This window comes from Chromobacterium vaccinii (assembly GCF_001855275.1).
Classification (GTDB): Bacteria; Pseudomonadota; Gammaproteobacteria; order Burkholderiales; family Chromobacteriaceae; genus Chromobacterium; species Chromobacterium vaccinii.
In genome coordinates this window covers 2,544,860-2,559,545 of sequence record NZ_CP017707.1, presented here as the reverse complement: position 1 = coordinate 2,559,545, position 14,686 = coordinate 2,544,860, and the positions used below count along the sequence as shown (strand labels likewise).

14 protein-coding genes are annotated in these 14,686 nt (G+C 69.0%); 9 read left to right on the top strand and 5 right to left on the bottom strand.

Annotation, left to right across the window (positions count from 1 at the left end):
- Positions 1-11: 11 nt before the first annotated feature.
- The 4 genes from BKX93_RS11890 (at position 12) to BKX93_RS11880 (ending at position 3,937) form a co-directional block, all read left to right on the top strand.
- A complete protein-coding gene (locus tag BKX93_RS11890; protein ID WP_046168444.1) occupies positions 12-1,481 on the top strand; it encodes a CHASE3 domain-containing protein in 1,470 nt (489 codons plus the stop codon).
- An 18-nt stretch (positions 1,482-1,499) separates the two neighbouring features.
- Positions 1,500-1,886: an integrase core domain-containing protein gene (locus BKX93_RS23720; protein WP_145929306.1), complete on the top strand. Its 387-nt coding sequence runs from the start codon at positions 1,500-1,502 to the stop codon at positions 1,884-1,886.
- Between the two features lie 134 nt (positions 1,887-2,020).
- Positions 2,021-3,325: a cytochrome C gene (locus tag BKX93_RS11885; RefSeq protein WP_145929305.1), complete on the top strand. Its 1,305-nt coding sequence runs from the start codon at positions 2,021-2,023 to the stop codon at positions 3,323-3,325.
- 12 nt (positions 3,326-3,337) lie between these two features.
- Entirely contained in the window at positions 3,338-3,937 is a 600-nt protein-coding gene (locus BKX93_RS11880) for a c-type cytochrome (protein ID WP_144410379.1), read from the top strand.
- Positions 3,938-3,960: 23 nt separating this feature from the next.
- On the opposite strand, the gene BKX93_RS11875 is transcribed toward BKX93_RS11880, so the two are convergent.
- Positions 3,961-5,049, bottom strand: a complete 1,089-nt coding sequence (locus BKX93_RS11875; protein ID WP_046159112.1) for an HPP family protein — start codon at positions 5,047-5,049, stop codon at positions 3,961-3,963.
- A 128-nt stretch (positions 5,050-5,177) separates the two neighbouring features.
- Between BKX93_RS11875 and BKX93_RS11870 the strand changes: the two genes are divergently transcribed.
- From BKX93_RS11870 to BKX93_RS24690, 3 genes are read left to right on the top strand one after another with little or no spacing between them, the layout of a single operon-like run.
- A complete protein-coding gene (locus tag BKX93_RS11870) occupies positions 5,178-5,627 on the top strand; it encodes a MarR family winged helix-turn-helix transcriptional regulator (RefSeq protein WP_046159111.1) in 450 nt (149 codons plus the stop codon).
- Complete coding sequence (locus BKX93_RS11865; RefSeq protein WP_070979947.1) at positions 5,624-7,345, top strand: chloride channel protein; 1,722 nt, start codon at positions 5,624-5,626, stop codon at positions 7,343-7,345. Before BKX93_RS11870 ends, BKX93_RS11865 begins: the two co-directional genes overlap by 4 nt.
- On the top strand, positions 7,342-7,632 hold the full coding sequence (locus BKX93_RS24690) for a hypothetical protein (protein ID WP_070979945.1): 291 nt from the start codon (positions 7,342-7,344) through the stop codon (positions 7,630-7,632). Before BKX93_RS11865 ends, BKX93_RS24690 begins: the two co-directional genes overlap by 4 nt.
- On the opposite strand, the gene BKX93_RS11855 is transcribed toward BKX93_RS24690, so the two are convergent.
- Complete coding sequence (locus BKX93_RS11855; RefSeq protein ID WP_244887173.1) at positions 7,528-9,075, bottom strand: MFS transporter; 1,548 nt, start codon at positions 9,073-9,075, stop codon at positions 7,528-7,530. The two genes, BKX93_RS24690 and BKX93_RS11855, sit on opposite strands and share 105 nt — an antisense overlap.
- Positions 9,076-9,235: 160 nt before the next feature.
- On the opposite strand from BKX93_RS11855, the gene BKX93_RS11850 reads away from it, so the two are divergent.
- Entirely contained in the window at positions 9,236-10,162 is a 927-nt protein-coding gene (locus tag BKX93_RS11850) for a LysR family transcriptional regulator (RefSeq protein ID WP_070979943.1), read from the top strand.
- A gap of 33 nt (positions 10,163-10,195) precedes the next feature.
- Here the strand turns inward: BKX93_RS11850 and BKX93_RS11845 are convergent, their stop codons facing one another.
- The 3 genes from BKX93_RS11845 to gcvA form a co-directional block, all read right to left on the bottom strand.
- Positions 10,196-11,395: a patatin-like phospholipase family protein gene (locus tag BKX93_RS11845; protein WP_052717506.1), complete on the bottom strand. Its 1,200-nt coding sequence runs from the start codon at positions 11,393-11,395 to the stop codon at positions 10,196-10,198.
- A 9-nt stretch (positions 11,396-11,404) separates the two neighbouring features.
- On the bottom strand, positions 11,405-12,187 hold the full coding sequence (locus BKX93_RS11840; RefSeq protein WP_070979942.1) for a 3-hydroxybutyrate dehydrogenase: 783 nt from the start codon (positions 12,185-12,187) through the stop codon (positions 11,405-11,407).
- A gap of 208 nt (positions 12,188-12,395) precedes the next feature.
- Positions 12,396-13,274: a transcriptional regulator GcvA gene (gene gcvA / locus BKX93_RS11835; RefSeq protein WP_070979940.1), complete on the bottom strand. Its 879-nt coding sequence runs from the start codon at positions 13,272-13,274 to the stop codon at positions 12,396-12,398.
- A 111-nt stretch (positions 13,275-13,385) separates the two neighbouring features.
- Here gcvA and BKX93_RS11830 point away from each other — a divergent pair, with 111 nt between their 5' ends.
- Positions 13,386-14,678 (top strand): adenylosuccinate synthase, encoded by a 1,293-nt coding sequence (locus BKX93_RS11830; protein WP_070979938.1) that lies wholly within the window; start codon positions 13,386-13,388, stop codon positions 14,676-14,678.
- The last annotated feature ends 8 nt before the right edge of the window (positions 14,679-14,686 follow it).

The following is a 14,686-nucleotide window of genomic DNA, read 5'->3' as shown; positions in this document are numbered from 1 at the left end:
GTGGCTCAATCATGAATAAAAACCGGACCTTCGGCCAGAAGCTGGCTTTCGGCTTCGCGGTATCGTCGGCTTTCCTGATCGTGATCGGCATCGCGGCGTATTGGAGCATCGGCGTGCTGATCGCCACCGCCAGCTCGGTCACCCATACCCAGAAGGTGCTGGAGCATGTGTCTGGCCTGGTCAGCCTGATGAAGGATGCCGAGACCGGCCAGCGCGGCTATCTGCTCACCGGCGATCCCGCCTATCTGGAGCCGTTCCGCGCATCCGTCGCCGGCGTGCCGGCGGTGATGTCCGAACTGCGCGCCCTGAGCGCCGACAATGCCGGGCAGCAGGCCAAGATCAGCCAGGCCGAAACGCTGGTGAACAGCAAGTTCAGCGAACTCAAGCGCACCATCGATCTGCGCAAGGCCGGCCATGGCAATGAAGCGCTGAAACTCGTCCTGAGCGGAGAGGGCAAGAAGTATATGGATGCCTTGCGCGCCGTGTGCGACCAGATCAGCCGCGATGAGCGCGAGCTGCTGAGGAAGCGCGAGGCGGACGCGGACGCCACCTCAGGCAGCGCCAAGATGACCATCGTCGTCGGCACCGTTCTGTGCCTGCTGTTCGTGATTGGCGCCGGTATTTCCATTACCCGTTCGCTGACGGAACGGCTGGGAGTCGCGGTGGGGCATGTGCAAAGTTCATCGGCGGAGTTGCAGGCCGCCGCCACCCAGCAGGCCTCCGGGGCCAGGGAGCAGGCCAGCGCGATGAGCGAGATCAGCACCACCATCAGCGAGCTGGGCGTGACTTCGCGCCAGATCGCCGAGAGCGCCCAGCGGGTGGCGCAGATCGCCGAGCAGACGGCGGCGGCGGCGCGCAGCGGGGTGGGCACCGTGGAAAGAGGCCAGGAGGCCATCGGCGGCATCCGCCGCCAGACCGACTTGGTGGTCAGCCATATGCTTGATCTTGGCCGCAAATCGCAGGAGATAGGCGCGGTGCTCGACATCGTGTCCGAGCTGGCGGAGCAGACCAATATCCTGGCCATCAACGCCACCATCGAAGCCAGCGGCGCCGGCGAGGCGGGGCGCCGCTTCGCCGTGGTGGCGGAGGAGATCCGCAAGCTGGCTGACCGGGTCGCGGCGTCCACCAAGGGCATCCGCACCCAGATCGACGATGTGCGCGGCGCGGTCAACACCACGGTGATGGCCACCGAGAGCGGGGCAAAGGCCGTCGATCTCGGGGCGCGCCAGTTCGCCGAAGTGGCCACGGCCTTCAAGCAGATCGCCGATCTGGTCAGCACCACCACCGAGGCGGTGCGCGAGATCGAACTGTCGACCAAGCAGCAGGCCACCGCGGCCGACCAGGTGCGAACCGCCGTGTCCGAGGTGGCGCAGGCGACGCAAGAGACTGAAACCAGCTCGACCCAGACCCTGCAAACGGCGTCGCAACTGGCCGGGCTGTCGATGGATCTGAGGCGTCTGGTTCATCCCCAGGCGGTCTGATCGAGCAGGCGCTGGCTGGTGTCGTTCGGCGTGGGATCGAATGGCGGCGCCGTCTTCGCCTATCGTTGCATATGCCGTAAACCCGGCATCTCTAGCCGTCCGATGCGGAAAAGTTATGTAGAAAGCCTCAACGCCAGGTTTCGTGAGGATTGCCTGAACGAACATGTATTCGATTGTTTGGCTGAGGCGCGGCAGGTTATGGCCGCCTGGCACGACGATTACAATCAGGTTCTCTTCCTCGGATCGATTTGCCGGATACCGCCGGTGGTGTGCGCTGTGCATTATCGACAAGAAAAAGCAGCAACCCTACAAATCAACCCATTCCACAACCGTGCAGACCAAAGGCTGCTCTCCAGATTGAGGATATGGTTGGCGGGGGCAGATCAGAATGCATCCCGCTATTGAGTCAGCCTCGCGGGCATCTCTTGCTTGGCATGGATCAATTTCATCCAATGATCCATTAGGAGGAAGTCCTTTCATCTCTATAACTGAGGTATTGCCGGCACAACTCCGGGGAGCGCCAAATGCGATCAGTTTGCATGCTGAAAGTGGTTCGGGTCTTGGCGGCATCCATGCTGCTGCTGTGTTCCACCTCGGCGCTGGCGCTGCCCAGCTATGCCAGGCAGACCGGGGAGGCCTGCATCGCTTGCCACGTCAGTTATCCGGAGCTGACGCCTTACGGCAGGCTGTTCAAGCTGTCCGGCTACACGCTGGGCACCACCAAGCTGTTTCCGCTGGCGGCGATGGCGCAGGCCTCCGTTTCCCATGTGGGCAGCACCCAGGGCAATGACGGCGCGTATCCCAGGCAAAACGACGGCGTGGTAGAGGGCGGCAGCCTGTTCGTGGCGGGCAAGCTGGGCGATCACGTGGGCATGTTCTCGCAATGGACCTTTAACGCGTTGAACCAGAATTCCGGCACCCAGGATTTTTCCGGCCATACAGCGGTGGACAACAATGACTGGCGGCTGACCGACCATATCGCCAAAAGCGATCTGGACCTGATCTATGGGCTGACGCTCAACAACAATCCTACCGTCCAGGATGTCTGGAACTCCTCGCCGGCTTTCAGCTATCCCTATCAAAGCAGCCACCTGGCAGGCGCCTGGGGCATCGCGCCTCCGGCCACGTTGATAGAGGGCGGGCTGGCGCAGCAGACTGTCGGCCTCAGCGCCTACGCTTTCCTGAACAAGGCCTGGTATTTCGAGGTGGGGGGATATCGGTTGGCCAAGGGCGCCACTTCGCTATTCAAGAGCGGCGTCGACGTGTCGAACCGTCTGGACGGCACCAACCCGTATTGGCGCTTCGCCTACAGCCATGACTGGGGCGAGCATTCGATCGAGGCGGGCACCTTCGGCCTGGATGCCCGCGTCCATGTCGATCCGACCGATCCTGGCTCGCCGACAAGCCACTACCGAGACACCGGGCTGGACGCCCAGTATCAGTACCTGTCCGATCCGCATGTATTCACCGCGCAAGTGTCCTACATCCATGAGCGGACCGACTGGGACGCTTCCCTGGTCGGCGCCAGCGTGCAGAACGCCGGCAGCGGCCTCAATACCTTCCGGCTCAAGGGCAGTTACTGGTATCAGCGCATCTACGGCCTGACGCTGGGCTACTTTTCCGAAACCGGCTCAGCAGATAATCTGGCTTATCCCGTCACCGGCAGTCCCAACACCAGCGGCTACATCGCCGAGCTCAATTACATGATCAAACCCAATTGGCGGGTCGGCCTGCAGTACACCGGCTTCCTCAAATACCAGGGCGCCGTCTCCAATTACGACGGCAATGGCCGCAACGCCCGCAACAACAACATCACCTACCTTTACACCTGGGTTGCCTTCTGACGGGAGGATGCCGTGAAAACGATATGGATGATGGGTCTATTTGGCGCGCTGCTGCTGGCGGGGTCCGCGCAGGCGGACAGGGACCCGGAAGCGCTGGCGCGGACCTGGTGCGCCAATTGCCATGGCGCGGACGGAAACAGCGTCTCGCCGCTGTTTCCGCGGATAGCCGGGCAGCAAGCGGCCTATCTGGGGCAGCAATTGAAACTGTTCCGGGAACAGAGCCGTAGCGATCAGGCGGCCCACGACTACATGTGGGGCGTGGCGGGCGGGCTGAGCGACGCGGAAATCGCCGGCGTGGCCGGATATTTCGCCGCGCAGACGCCCAAGCCCAATTACGCTGCCGGCGACGCGGCCAGGCCTGCGGTCGGCAAAGAGATCTTCTTGCGCGGCAAGGGCGACAGCGTGCCTGCCTGTTTCGCCTGTCACGGCCCCCGGGCCGAAGGCACCGAACAGGCGCCGCGGCTGGCCGGCCAGCATGCGGCCTACCTGCTCAAGCAACTGCATGTTTTTTCCACCAGCCAGCGACCCGCGGCGGTATCGATGCAGGCTATCGTCCATGGTCTGAACGAAGAGGAGCTGAACAGCCTGGCCGCCTACTTGCAAGGCTTGTAAGCCAGCCAGCCTGGCCCGGCCGCTCAGGCGGGCCGCTCCAGTTGCTCGCGGAACAGCGCCGCGATCAGGTCGCCCTGCGCCACCAGGCCCAGCAGGCGTCCCTCGCCGTCCACCACCATGCTGTGCGCCACGCCGCGGTCGGCGAACGGGTGGATCAGCCGCTCGATCGGATCGTCCGGGCGCGAGGTGTGCGGGCTGGTGTCCATCAACTGGCCGACGAGCGGCGGGGGATGCATGCCCGCCGCGGCCAGCAGCTCGCGCAGGCTGATCTCGCCCAGCAGCCTGCCGTCGGACGAGGTGACCGGCAGGGCGTCGAAACGGTGGTCGCGCAGCAGGGCCAGCGCCTTGTCGCTGCTGGCGGCCGCGGCGACGCTCAGCACCTCGCTCACCATGAAGTCGGCGCAGCGCAGCGCGCCGAAGCGGCGCTGGTGCGATCTTTCCTCGGCCCGCTGCAGAATGTCCTCCAGATCGTCCTCGCTGATGTCGACCACCTCGCCGCGCTCGGCCAGCGCGGCGTGCAGGTCGGCGCGGCTGACGCCGACGCGCTCGCTCGGCGTGGGAGCGGGCGCGGCGGGCTGCTTGTGCGGATAGCGCCGGCCGGCCAAGCGGTTGAACAGCAGCGCCGCCGCCAATAGCAGCAGCGAGTTGAGCAGCACCGGGTGCCAGACGAAGCCGTAGCCCAATCGGGTTACGGCAGGCCCGCCCAGCACCGCGGTCAGCGCCACCGCGCCGCTGGGCGGGTGCAGGCAGCGCAGCGGAAACATCAGCGCGATGGCGATGGCCGCCGCGATGCCGGCGGCGAGGGCCGGGTCGCCTATCAGCCGGGCGCAGCTGACGCCGACCAGCGCGGCGCACAGATTGCCGCCGATGAGGGACCAGGGCTGGGCCAGCGGGCTGGCGGGCACGGCGAACAGCAGCACCGCGGAAGCGCCCATCGGCGCGATGAACCACGGGTTGGGCTCGCCCAGCGCGCGGTGGCAGACCCAGGCGGTGGCGATCAGGCCGAAAGCCGCGCCCAGGCTGCCGGCCAGCCGATCGCGTCGGCTGGTGACGATGGCCTGCGGCCAGAAGCCGCGCAGCCAGGCGCGCAATTGTCGATGCAGGTTTTCCATTGCGCGGCTGCCGGGAGCGTCCCGGCGTGGTGGGGGTGGCCGAATATATATCATATTGTGATGTATATTGCCGAGCCCGCCGGGCTCAAGTATAAATATCATGTTGTGATATATATTCGAGATCAGACATGATGGAGCAAGTCGCCGAGCCGGCCGCCGGCATGGACAAGCGGCAGTATGAAGCGTTGTCGGAATTCCGCTACCAGTTGCGGCGCTTCCTGCACTTCAGCGAGAACGCGGCCCGGGCGGAGGGACTGACGCCGCAGCAATACCTGCTGTTGCTGCACGTGCGCGGCGTGCCGGGCCGTGATTGGGCGACGGTGGGCGAGCTGGCCGAGCGGCTGCAGATCCAGCATCACGGCGCGGTGGCGTTGCTGACCCGTTGCGAGGAGCAGGGCCTGGCGGCGCGGCGCAAGAGCGAGCATGACCGCCGCCAGGTGGAGGTGCATCTGACCGCGGCCGGCGAGGGCTTTCTCGCGCGGCTGGCGGCGCGGCACGAGGCGGAGCTGCGCTCGCTGCGCGACGTGTTCCGGGTGTCGCGCATCACCGCCTTCAATGATGGGGACGGCGGACGATGAACGCGGCGAGACGCGATTACTCGGTGGACCGGCGGCTGCTGCCGATGTCCGGCATGGCCTTGCTGATCGGCGCGGTCAGCACCGCCGCCGCGGTGGTCCTGCTGGACCTGATCCGCCTGTGCACCAATCTGTTCTATTACCAGACCCTGTCGCTGGCCGAGCGCGCGCCGGCCGGACACGCGCTGGGGCCGTGGGCGATCGCCGCGCCGGTGGCGGGCGGCCTGCTGGTGGGCCTGATCGCGCGCTACGGCAGCGACAAGATCCGCGGCCACGGCATTCCGGAAGCGATGGAAGCCATCCTGTTCGGCCAGAGCCGGATGTCGCCCAAGGTGGCGTTGCTCAAGCCCTTGTCATCCGGCATCGTCATCGGCAGCGGCGGGCCGTTCGGCGCGGAAGGCCCGATCATCATGACCGGGGGCTCGCTGGGCTCGCTGCTGGCGCAGCGTCTGCATCTGACCGCGGCGGAGCGCAAGACGCTGCTGGTGGCCGGCGCCTGCGCCGGGATGACCGCCGTGTTCGGCACGCCGGTGGCGGCGGTGCTGCTGGCGGTGGAGCTGCTGTTGTTCGAACTGCGTCCGCGCAGCCTGCTGCCGGTGGCGCTGGCCTGCGCTTGCGCCGGCTTCCTGCGCACGTTGTGTTTCGCCGCCGGGCCGTTGTTTCCGCTGCATACCCCGCCCGCCACGCTGGCGGCGCTGGGCTCCTGCCTGTTGGCCGGGCTGGCCTGCGGCGGTCTGGCGGCCTTGCTGACCTGGGGCTTGTACCGGGTGGAGGATGGTTTCGGCAAGCTGCGGCTGCACTGGATGTGGTGGCCGGCGCTGGGCGGCCTGGTCGTCGGCATCGGCGGCTGGCTGCAGCCGCGCGCGCCGGGCGTGGGCTACGACGTGATCGGAGACCTGCTGAACAGCCGGCTGCTGCTGGAGGCGGCGCTGGCCCTGCTGGCGGTGAAGGCCGTGATCTGGCTGCTGGCCTTGGGCTCCGGCACTTCGGGCGGGGTGCTGGCGCCGCTGCTGATGCTGGGGGCCGGCCTGGGCGCGGCGCTGGCGCCGGCGTTGCCGGGCGGCTCGCCGGAGTTGTGGGCGCTGGCCTGCATGGCCGGAGTGTTGGGCAGCGCGCTGGGCGCGCCCATCACCGCCATCGTGTTCGCGTTCGGCCTGACCGGCGACGGTTCGGCGCTGCTGCCGCTGACGCTGACCACCGTGGTCGCCTGCGGCGTGACGGCGCTGGCGCTGAAGCGCTCGATCATGACCGAGAAAATCGCCCGCCGCGGCCTGCACATCCACCGGGAATACAGCGTCGATCCGCTGGAGCGGCTGCAGGTGGCGGACGTGATGACGCGCGAGGCCGTGGCGATAGACGGCGCGACGCCGGCGGCGGACGCCTGGGGGACATTCTTCGGTCCGCGCGGCCACAACGGCTATCCGGTGCTGCGCGACGGCAGGGTGGTGGGCTTGCTGCTGCGCAGAAGGCTGCAGGGGGCGGAGGCCAGCCGGCAGCCCTGCGTCATCTGGTCCGAACCCTTGTCGCCGTCCCAGGTGTTGCTGGCCGGCATGAGCGCCCGCCACGCCGCCGGACGGATGGCGCAGCTGGGGTTCAGCCGCCTGCCGGTGGTGGACGGCCCGGATAGCATGCGGCTGATCGGCGTGGTGTCGCTGCGCGATCTGCTGGCCAACAGCCATGTGCTGCTGCATGAGGAAACGGTCAGGGAGCGCCTGCGGTGAGCAGCTGCGAGTGGTTTTCGCTGCCGCTGGGCGACGGCCTGTGCGCCCAGCCGCTGCTGGACGACCTGCTGGCCGACTTCGCCGCGCGGCCGGCTGTCGACGGGCAGGCGCTGTTGTTGCTCAGGGAGACGGACGGGCGGCTGCAGTGCGAGCTGACGGCGTATTTCACTCCGGCCGCGGCCTCATTCGCCCGCGCCTGGGGCGCGCGTCCCTGTCTTCGCCCCAGCCCCGACAATCTGGAGCGGCTGGCGGGCGATGCCGGCTGGCGCGCGCGCTGGTTCGGATAGCGCCGGCCGGATAAGGCCAAAATGGCGCGGGCGCCGGGATGGCCCGCGTTCAAGCGGCGCGAGCCCGGCCCGCCGTCCGCGCCGCAGCGCGAGGAGCGCGAGGAGCGCGGCGGCCATCAGCAGGGCGGACACGGCGAAGACCGCGCGGGTGGCCCAGGCGACGGCTTCCGGCCGCGCGTCGGCGATCGGCCCGCCGGCCGCGGCGGCGAAGACGGCGCCCAGCGCCGCCGCACCGGTCACCAGGCCGAGGTTGCGCGCCAGATTGAGCAGGCCTGAGACCAGGCCGCGCCGGTCGGCCGGCTGTCCGGCCATGACCAGAGCGTTGTTGGCTGCCTGGAATAGCGCGTAGCCGACGGTCAATGCCGCCAGCGGAGCCAGATAGCCGGCGACGCCCAGTGAGGCGGGCAGGGCGGCGAGGAGCGCTGCGCCGGCCAGCATCGCGGCCAGGCCGGCCAGGCTGACGCGCTTCGCGCCGAAGCGGTCGGCCAGGCGTCCGGCCGGCACGCCCGCCAGCATGGAAATCGCGGGTCCCATAGACATGGCCAGGCCCGCGCCCATCGCGTCCAGCCCCAGCGCGCGCGACAGATGGAAGGGGCCGACCACCAGAGTGCCCATCATCACCGTGGCCACCAGCGCCGCGGCGATCAGCGGGCCGCTCAGCGCCGGATCGCGCAGCATGGCTATCCGCACCAGCGGGGCCGCGCCGCGCGCTTCCACCCGGAGGAAGGCGGCGACGCCGATGGCCGCCGCCAGCAGCCAGGCCAGGTTCTGCGGGCCGAAGCGGCCGCGCCCCAGCGTCATCGCCAGCGCGTAGGCGGACAGCGTCAGCGCCAGCAACAGCGCGCCGGCGTAATCGAAACGGGATGCCCGCGCCGTCGGCGCGTCGGCCGGCAGGCTGCGCCGCGCGAGCAGGAAGACGGCTGCGCCCAGCGGCGCGTTGAACAGGAAGATCGCCGGCCAGCCCCAGGCGGCGATCAGCGCGCCGCCCAGCGAAGGGCCGAGCGCGGTGCCGACGGCCGACATGCTGCCCAGCCAGCCCATCGCGCGGCCGGTTTGCGCCTTGGGCGCGACGTCGGCGACGAAAGCCATCGCCAGCGTCAGCATCGCCGCGGCCCCCAGGCCCTGCAGCGCGCGCGCCGCCAGCAACCCGCGGAAGGAAGCCAGTCCGGAGGCCAGCGAGGCGAGGCTGAATAGCAGGATGCCGGCCAGCAGCAACCGGCGCTTGCCGATCAGATCTCCCAGCCGGCCGACGCCGACGACCAGCGAGGTGACGGCGAGCAAGTAGGCCAGCACCACCCATTGCACTTGCTGGAAGGAGACGCCGAAGGCGCGGGCCAGCTCCGGCAGGGCGACGTTGGCGATGCTGGTGCCCAGCGAGGACAGCAGCACGCACAGCGACAGGCAGGCCAGCGCGCCGCGCTGGCTGGAATGCGTGATGTTCAATCGAATGCTCCATGAGGTTTGCGATGGAGCGGGCGGCGATTGGCCGTCCGCGCCTTGTCCATGTCCGCAGCCTATGCCGGCGCGAGGTATGGCGGAAGACGCGTGGTATGCACTTGATAGCTGCATATGACGCCATGCCTGGCCGTGCTATGGTGGACGGATGAGCACTCCCGATCTGAACCTGCTGATCACCCTGAACGCGTTGCTGGCCGAAGGCAGCGTGGCCGGCGCCGCGCGCCGGCTGGGCTTGAGCCCGTCCGCGATGAGCCGCGCGCTGGCGCGGCTGCGCGCGACGATGGGCGATCCCCTGCTGGTCCGCGCCGGGCGCGGCCTGGTGCCGACGCCGCGGGCCCTGGCGCTGCGCGAGCGGATCGGCCCGCTGCTGGGCGAGGCGGAAGCGGCTTTGACGCCGGCGCGGGAGCTGGACCTGTTCGCGCTGGAGCGCACCTTCACCTTGCGCACCAGCGATGGTTTCGTCGAGAACTTCGGCCCCCGCCTGATCGCGCGGGCGGCCCGGGAAGCGCCGGGCGTGCGTTTCCGCTTCGCGCTCAAGGCCGACAAGGACAGCGCGCCGCTGCGCGACGGCAGCGTGGATCTGGACACCGGCGTGGTGGGCGCGTCGGCCGGGCCGGAGCTGCGGGTGAGGATGTTGTTCCGCGACCGCTTCGTCGGCGTGGCGCGCGCCGGGCATCCGCTGCTGGACGGCGAGATCAGCGCCGAGCGCTACGCCGCTGCCCGGCATGTCTGCATGTCGCGCAGCGGCCAGGAGCGGGGGCCGATAGACGCGGCATTGAAGGCGTTGGGTTTGCGGCGCAACGTCGCCACCCTGGTTGGCGGCTTCACCGCGGCGCTGGCGCTGGCGCGCGCCACCGATCTGGTGGCCTCGGTGCCGGAGCGGCATACCGGCTTTCTGCGCGACGGCATGCAGAGCTTTCCGCTGCCGGTGTCGGTGCCCGGCATCGTCATCTCCATGATCTGGCATCCGCGGCATGACGCCGATCCCGCCCACCGCTGGCTGCGCGGCTGCGTCAAGGCGGCATGCGGCGATGGATGGGACGCGACCGGAGACGGCGGCGCGGAGGACTAGAGGCCGGAACGCCGCCAAGCGTCCCGGCCGCCGTCAGCCAGAGGCCCGCTTGTGCACGTCGTGGGTGACGAAGGGCCGTTCCGGCGACGGCATGCTCAGCCATTCCGGGTGGGCGAGGGTGGCGCGGATGTCGGCCAGGCCGCTAGCCCAGTGCTCGCGCATGGTGCGGGCGCCGAACTGGTAGTCCTTGTAGTGGCCTTCGCCGGGCTTGTCCTGGTAGATCAGGTGGATCACGTTGAACAGGCGGTCGCAGGCTTGCCCGGCGGCGTGGCGGTAGGCCGGGCTGTCGCGCGCGGCTTCCGGCACCAGCGCCATCACCTCGCGCAGCAGCTGGCGGTATTGCTGGCTCTCCCGCATGTAGTCGGTGATCATCCGCGTGCGGCTGGAGAACTGGATGTCCTTCTGCCTGAGCGCGACCAGCGACAGGTCGGACGGCACCTCGCCGCGCGCGCTCCACAGGTCCACCTGGAACACCAGCGAGTGCTTGCGCGGCCGCTCGCTCAGCACCGGCTGCAGCGGCGTGTTGGACACCATGCCGCCGTCCCAGTAGTACTCGCCGTCTATCTCTACCGCCGGAAAACCGGGCGGCAGCGCGCCGGACGCCATGAAGTGCTCGGCGCGCAGCCGCTGGCGGGTGTTGTCGAAATAGACGAAATTGCCGCTTTTCACGTTCACCGCGCCCACCGATACCCGCATTTCGTCGCTGTCGTTGATGCGGTCGAAGTCCGCCAGCCGCTCCAGCGTGTCCTTCAGCGGCGAGGTGTCGTAAAAGCTGGCGGTGCCGCCGTCGCGGGGCGGCAGCGGCGGGCGCGGCTGGAAGAAGCCGTTCTGGCCTTCGATCAGCGCGCGCCAGGCTTCCAGGCCGTTCAGCCAGCCTTGCAGCGGCGGCGGCAGCGCCTGGGCGTCGTCCAGCAGATTGTGCGGAGTCGGCGGCAGCAGCGGCTGGCGGCTGATGGTGTGCCAGAACTGTTCCAGCCGCTCGGCGCGCTTCCCCGGCGGATTGCCGGCGATGACGGCGGCGTTCAGCGCGCCGATGGAGATGCCGGCCACCCAGTTGGGATGCAGATCGGCCTCCGCCAGCCCCTGGTAGACGCCGGCCTGGTAGGCGCCGAGCGCGCCGCCGCCCTGCAGCACCAGCGCCACCACCTGGTAGCGGTGGTCCGGCGGCAAGGCTGGGCTGCGGTAGGGCGAGGCGTCGGCGTGGCAGGCCGGATTGAGCTTGTCCTTCGCCATGCGCGCTCCTTATTGCATGAACCAGCCGTGGCTGACGACGAAGGACTGGCCGGTGAGGGCCGCGCTGGGGAAGGCGGCCAGGAACAGCGCGGTCTGGGCCACGTCGTCCACGGTGGTGAACACGCCGTCCACGGTATTGCCCAGCATCACCCGCTTCACCACTTCCTCCTCGCTGATGCCCAGCTCCTTCGCCTGCTCCGGAATCTGCTTGTCCACTAGCGGCGTGCGCACGAAGCCGGGGCAGATCACGTGGGAGCGCACATTGTAGGGCGCGCCTTCCTTGGCCAGCACCCGGGCCAGGCCCAGCAGCGCGTGTTTGGCGGCGACATAGGCCGATTTCAGCGGCGAGGCCTCGTGCGAGTGCACCGAGCCCATGTAGATCACCACGCCGCCGCGCTTGTCCTTGTACATGTGCTGCAGCGCGGCCTTGGTGGTGAGGAAGGCGCCGTCGACGTGTATCGCCTGCATCTTCTTCCAGTCGGCGAAGCTGTAGTTGACGATGGGATTGACGATCTGGATGCCGGCATTCGACACCAGGATGTCCAACTGGCCGAAGGCGTCCACCACCTGCTGGGTGCCCTGGTTGACCGCGTCCTCGCTGGTGACGTCCATCGCCACGCCTATCGCCTTGCCGCCGGCGGAGGCGATCTCGTCGGCGGTCTTGCGCGCGGCGTCCAGGTTGATGTCGGCGATGGCCACCGCCGCGCCTGCGCGGGCGTAGACCAGCGCGATCTCCTTGCCTATGCCGCTGGCGGCGCCGGTGATCAGGGCGACTTTTCCGTTCAATTGCATGGCGCTTCTCCTGTCGTTTCTGGAAGGGGAACAACTGGCAATACCGGGTCGGAGACGCGGCGTCTGGCCGCCCTCCGGGCAATCGAGGCTTACTGGTACGAGGCCGCTCGGCGGGATGAGTTCCCCCGCGGACCGGCGGAGGCTTTTAGATATAGCCGAAGCGGTGGACGGCGTCGAGCATGACAATGGGGTGTTTTGTCGTCGGCGCTCACGCCGGGTCCGCTTGAGCCAGCCAGCGGCAGAAGGCGGCGACGGCTGGGTGGTTGTCGCGCGTTTCCGGCACGTAGGCGAAGTAGCGCCAGTCTTCCAGCCGCGGGCCGGAAAACGGCTGCACCAGCCGGCCGCTGGCCAGATCGTCGGCGATCAGCCGGCTGGGGCCCAGCGCCACGCCCAATCCGTCCAGCGCCGCCTGCAACGTCAGGTAGAAGTGCTCCAGCGTCAGGCTGGCCGCCGGCTGCAAGCCGGACGCGCCGGCGGCGTCCAGCCACTGCGGCCAGAATTCCGGGCTGCCGGCGGTGTGCAGCAGGGTGTGGCGGGACAGGTCGGCCGGCGAGGCGATAGGCAGCCGTTCCAGCAGGCCTGGGCTGCACACCGGCAGCCGGCTTTCCTGCAGGAATTCGTGGGCGATGAAGCCGGGCAGCGCCTGCGGGCCGCCGCGTATCGCCACCTCGAAGCTGTCGGCCAGCTGGGCGATGGGCTCGCTGGAGGTGGTCAGCTTCACCTCCACGTGCGGGTGCTGCAACTGGAACCGGGACAGCCGCGGAATCAGCCAGCGCAGCGTGAAGGTGGCCGGCGCGTTCACCCGCAGCGGCAGCGGCCCGCGCCGCAGCCTGGCGCTGGCGGTCTCTATCCGCTCCAGCGCCGCGCGGACGTCGGCGAGGTAGTCGCGGCCGGCGTCGGTGAGCCGCACCTGGCGGTGGCGGCGCTCGAACAGCCGCGCCCCCAGCCATTCCTCCAGCAGGCGGATCTGCCGGCTGACCGCGCCGTGGGTGACGTGCAGCAGCTCGGCGGCTTCGCTGAAGCTTTGGCGGACGGCGGCGGCCTCGAACGCGCGCAAGGCGTTCAGCGGCGGGAGGTCTCGTTTCATTCGTGTGAGTTTTCCTGACATGAAAAGCCAGAATAAGTCGTTTGTCCATCGGCCGGCAAGTTGCGTAAGGTGTTGTCGCAACAGCATCAATTTTCACTTCTGGAGAAACGCATGAACAAGGTGATCGTGACGGGCGCGCAATGGGGCGACGAGGGCAAGGGGCGGATCGTCGATCTGCTGGCCGAGACGGCGGACTGCGTGGTGCGTTTCAACGGCGGCCACAACGCCGGCCACACGTTGGTGGTGGGCGGCAAGACCTGGAAGCTGGCCTTGCTGCCCTGCGGCCTCTTGCGCGGCAAGCTCGGCGTGATCGGCAACGGCGTGGTGGTGGACCCGCAGGCGCTGCTGGCCGAGATCGACCGCATCGCCGCCGAGGGATTGGCGATCGGGCCGGACCAGCTGGCCGTCGCCGACAACGCCACCTTGCTGTTGCCGTCCCACATCGCGCTGGACGCGGCGCAAGAGGCGGCGCGCACCCAGGCCATCGGCACCACCGGCCGCGGCATCGGGCCGGCTTTCGAGGACCGGGCCGGCCGGCGGGCGATCCGGCTGGCCGATCTGGCCGATCCGGCGGTTTTGCGCGGGCGGCTGGAGGAGACGCTGCGCTACCACAACGCGGTGCTGGCCGCGCTGGGGCGGCCGGTTTTCGAGCTGGAGCCGATGCTGGCGGCGCTGCTGGGGCAGGCGCGCCGCATCCTGCCTTATCTGCGGCCGGCGTGGAAGCTGCTGAACGAGGCCGACGAGGCCGGCCGGCGCATCCTGTTCGAAGGCGCGCAGGCGATGCTGCTGGACGTCGATCACGGCACTTATCCCTTCGTCACCTCATCCGGCACCGGGCCGGCGCAGGCGGCTTCCGGCTCCGGCCTGGGCAGCGCCGCGCGCGGCCACGCGCTGGGCGTGTGCAAGGCCTACGCCACGCGGGTGGGCGGCGGGCCGTTCCCCACTGAGCTGGACGATGCGATAGGCGACCGCCTGCGCGAGCGCGGCGGCGAGTACGGCACCAACACCGGCCGGCCGCGCCGCTGCGGCTGGCTGGACGCGGCCTTGCTGCGCCAGAGCGTGCGGGTGGGCGGCATCGCCAGCCTGGCGCTGACCAAGCTGGACGTGCTGGACGGCATGGACGAGCTGAAGATCTGCGTCGGCTATCGGCTGGACGGCGTTCTGCGGGGCGATTATCCGGCGGGGCTGGCCGAGCGCGGCCGGATCGAGCCGGTGTACGAGACGCTGCCGGGCTGGCGGGAAAGCACCCGCGGCGCGCGCAGCCTGGACGCGCTGCCGGAGCAGGCGCGCGCCTATGTGCGGAGAATCGCGGAGCTGGCCGGCGCGCCGGTGTCGCTGATCTCCACCGGCGCCGAGCGCGACGATGTGATCCTCCTGGCTGATCCGTGGACGCTGGGCGGCTGAGCCCGGCG

Excerpts from the sequence above, each read along its gene's own strand:
- BKX93_RS11890 (WP_046168444.1), top strand. The coding sequence starts at position 12 with ATGAATAAAAACCGGACCTTCGGCCAGAAGCTGGCTTTCGGCTTCGCG.
- BKX93_RS11885 (WP_145929305.1), top strand. The coding sequence starts at position 2,021 with ATGCTGAAAGTGGTTCGGGTCTTGGCGGCATCCATGCTGCTGCTGTGT.
- BKX93_RS11875 (WP_046159112.1), bottom strand. The coding sequence starts at position 5,049 with ATGGAAAACCTGCATCGACAATTGCGCGCCTGGCTGCGCGGCTTCTGG.
- BKX93_RS11870 (WP_046159111.1), top strand. The coding sequence starts at position 5,178 with ATGATGGAGCAAGTCGCCGAGCCGGCCGCCGGCATGGACAAGCGGCAG.
- BKX93_RS11865 (WP_070979947.1), top strand. The coding sequence starts at position 5,624 with ATGAACGCGGCGAGACGCGATTACTCGGTGGACCGGCGGCTGCTGCCG.
- BKX93_RS11850 (WP_070979943.1), top strand. The coding sequence starts at position 9,236 with ATGAGCACTCCCGATCTGAACCTGCTGATCACCCTGAACGCGTTGCTG.
- BKX93_RS11845 (WP_052717506.1), bottom strand. The coding sequence starts at position 11,395 with ATGGCGAAGGACAAGCTCAATCCGGCCTGCCACGCCGACGCCTCGCCC.
- BKX93_RS11840 (WP_070979942.1), bottom strand. The coding sequence starts at position 12,187 with ATGCAATTGAACGGAAAAGTCGCCCTGATCACCGGCGCCGCCAGCGGC.
- gcvA (WP_070979940.1), bottom strand. The coding sequence starts at position 13,274 with ATGAAACGAGACCTCCCGCCGCTGAACGCCTTGCGCGCGTTCGAGGCC.
- BKX93_RS11830 (WP_070979938.1), top strand. The coding sequence starts at position 13,386 with ATGAACAAGGTGATCGTGACGGGCGCGCAATGGGGCGACGAGGGCAAG.